The sequence below is a fragment of the Nocardioides sp. genome (genome assembly GCF_035429765.1).
Classification (GTDB): domain Bacteria; phylum Actinomycetota; class Actinomycetes; order Propionibacteriales; family Nocardioidaceae; genus Nocardioides.
Genome location: NZ_DAOMFK010000287.1, coordinates 1 through 2,774, shown reverse-complemented (window position 1 = coordinate 2,774; position 2,774 = coordinate 1). Strand labels below are relative to the sequence as shown.

The 2,774-nt window shown below is 73.6% G+C and carries 4 protein-coding genes; 3 read left to right on the top strand and 1 reads right to left on the bottom strand.

Features of this window, described 5'->3' with window-relative positions:
- Positions 1-295, top strand: a 295-nt coding sequence (locus PLP61_RS16275; protein WP_324503811.1) for a protealysin inhibitor emfourin, incomplete at its 5' end; no start/stop codon positions are given.
- 100 nt (positions 296-395) lie between these two features.
- Here PLP61_RS16275 and PLP61_RS16270 read toward each other — a convergent pair.
- Positions 396-1,085 carry an aspartate/glutamate racemase family protein gene (locus PLP61_RS16270; protein WP_324503810.1) on the bottom strand — a complete coding sequence of 230 codons (690 nt, stop codon included), beginning with the start codon at positions 1,083-1,085 and terminating at the stop codon, positions 396-398.
- A gap of 70 nt (positions 1,086-1,155) precedes the next feature.
- On the opposite strand from PLP61_RS16270, the gene PLP61_RS16265 reads away from it, so the two are divergent.
- Positions 1,156-1,524, top strand: coding sequence for a hypothetical protein (locus PLP61_RS16265; RefSeq protein WP_324503809.1), 369 nt, complete (start codon positions 1,156-1,158; stop codon positions 1,522-1,524).
- A gap of 69 nt (positions 1,525-1,593) precedes the next feature.
- The coding region (gene mshA, locus PLP61_RS16260; protein WP_502889096.1) for a D-inositol-3-phosphate glycosyltransferase at positions 1,594-2,774 on the top strand (1,181 nt) is incomplete at its 3' end.

Here is a 2,774-nt window from a genome sequence, read left to right as displayed (position 1 = left end):
GGCGGTCGGCGCGCGGCGGCGGCGTACCCGCGTCCGGGTGACGCGCACGGGCGGGTTCGCCGGGCTCACCGCCGACGGCGAGGTGGACCTCGACGGGGACGACCCCCGGGCCGGGCAGGTGCGCGCGCTGGTGGACCGGGTCGACCTCGACACGGTGGGGAGCGCGCCGCCGATGCCGGACATGTACACCTACTCCTTCGCCCTGCCCGGGCGGCCGGAGGTGACCGTGGCCGAGCACCAGCTCACCGAGGAGCTGCGGCGGCTGGCCGACCTGGTGCTGCGCGGGAAGCCCTGAGCCGGCCGGTCGTCGCCCCTCGATTGGACCGAAACTGCACCCCGAAGGCCGATTCCTCTGTCGTTTGGGTCCAAACCGCAAGGGTTGGTCGGCCGCGGTGTCACCCCAGCGCGCGGTCCAGCGCCGCCTCGACGTGCAGCGTGGTGCAGGGGAAGACCGGCAGCTCGACATCGGCCTGCCGGAGGAGCAGCTCGATCTCGGTGCAGCCCAGCAGGATGCCCTTGGCGCCGGCGTCCCACAGCTCGTCGACCACCGGCAGCATCCGCCGCCGGGTGGCGTCGACGACCTGCCCGTGGACCAGCTCGTCGTAGATCGCCCCGTTGATCCAGGCGTGGTGCTCCGGGCGCGGGACCAGCGCCTCGACGCCGGAGCGGGCCAGCCGGTCGACGAAGAAGCTCTCCTCCATGGCGACCTTGGTGCCGAGGAACCCGACGGTGGTCACCCCCTGGGACAGGCACTTCTCGGCGACCACGTCGGCGAGGTGGACCAGCGGGATGTCGACCGCCGCCTCCACCGGGTCGGCGACCTTGTGGAACGTCGTGGTGCACAGCAGCAGGAAGTCCGCGCCGGCACGTTCGACCCCGCGTGCGGCCTCGGCCAGGAGCTCGCCGATCTGGTCCCACCGCTGGTCGTCCTCGAGGGTGGTGAGCTCGGCGAAGTCGACGGTGCTGAGCACCAGCTTCGGCGAGGACAGCCCGCCCAGCCGTTGCTGCACGCCGCGGTTGAGGTCGCGGTAGTAGACGGCGCTGCTCTCCCAGCTCATTCCGCCGATGAGTCCGATCGTGTGCACATTGCCAGTCTGGCAGACCCTGATCTGGCAGACTCCGGGGTGCTGTCCCTCACACCCGGGAGGTCCACCGATGATCTCGCGCACTGCCGCGTGCGTGTCCGGCATCCTCGGCGGAGCGTGCTGGATCCTGCACTACCTGCTCTCGGCCACCGGGCTGGCCGACGCGGGCGGCAACCTCGGGGTGGTGCTGAAGTGGGCCGGGGCCACCTGGCTGATCCTGGCCCTGGTCGGCGCGGGGGTGGGCCTGGTCCGCCGGGCGCCGCTGTGGCTGAAGGTGGTGGTGGGCGTCGCCGTACCGCTGCTCGCCCTCACGCTGCTGAGCCTGCTCTACGGCCCGCTGAGCCGCCTGGTCGCCGAGGCGCTGTTCGGGCTGGTGGTTCTGGTGGGGTCCGTGGTGCTGCTGCGACGCGGTGCGAAGCCGGTGGCCGAGACCGCCTGACCCGCGGGGAATCGACCGGCCGCCGGAACCGTTCTTCTGGTCGGTTGACCACCGAACGGAAGGTACGACGTGGCGCGCCCGCTGTCCCGCATCGCGATGATCAGCCTGCACACCTCCCCGCTGGACCAGCCGGGGACCGGTGACGCGGGCGGCATGAACGTCTACGTCCTGGAGCTGGCCAAGCGGCTGGCCGACCGGGGCGTCGAGGTGGACATCTTCACCCGCGCGACCTCCTCGGCGCTGCCGCCGATCGCCGAGGCCGCCCCCGGCGTGCTCGTCCGGCACATCGCCGCCGGCCCCTTCGAGGGCCTCAGCAAGGGTGAGCTCCCCGGCCAGATGTGCGTGTTCGCGCGGGAGGTGCTGCGCACGGAGGCGGGGCTGCCGCTGGGCCACTACGACGCCGTGCACTCCCACTACTGGCTCTCCGGCCAGGTCGGCGCCCTGGCCCGAGACCGCTGGGGTGTGCCGCTGGTCCACTCCATGCACACCATGGCCAAGGTCAAGAACGCCGCGCTCGCCGACGGCGACACGCCGGAACCGGTCGCCCGGGTGATCGGCGAGGAGCAGGTGGTCGCGGCGGCGGACATGCTGCTGGCCAACACCGACCTGGAGGCCAAGCAGCTCCTCGAGCTCTACGACGCGGAGCCGTGGCGGGTCGAGGTGGTCCACCCGGGCGTGGACCTCGCCGTGTTCGGGTGGCCCTCGCGGGCTCGCGCCCGTGCCGACCTGGGCCTCCCGGCGGACGCCGCGGTGGTGATGTTCGCCGGCCGGATCCAGCCGCTGAAAGCCCCGGACGTCCTGCTCCGAGCGGTCGCGGTACTGCTCGAGCAGTCGCCCGGGCTCCGCGGCCGGCTGGTCGTCCCGGTCGTCGGCGGCCCCTCGGGGAGCGGCCTGGAGCACCCGGAGTCGCTGGCGCTGCTGGCCGGTGAGCTGGGCCTGCACGACGTGGTCCGCTTCGTTCCCCCGGTCGCCCAGGCCGACCTGGCCCGGTGGTACGCCGCCGCCACCCTGGTCGCGGTCCCGTCGGACAACGGGTCCTTCGGCCTGGTGGCGATCGAGGCCCAGGCCGCCGGCACGCCCGTGGTGGCCGCCGCGGTCGGCGGCCTCACCACCGCGGTCCACGACGGGGTCAGCGGGCTGCTGGTCGAGGGGCACGACCCCGGCACCTGGGCGCGGGCCCTGCGCCGCCTCGTCGAGGACGAAGAGTACGCCGCGCGGCTGGACGCCGGCGCGCTCCGCCCCGCCGCCCG

Bases quoted from the DNA above. Each gene is read 5' to 3' on its own strand.
- PLP61_RS16265 (WP_324503809.1), top strand. From the start codon at position 1,156: ATGATCTCGCGCACTGCCGCGTGCGTGTCCGGCATCCTCGGCGGAGCG.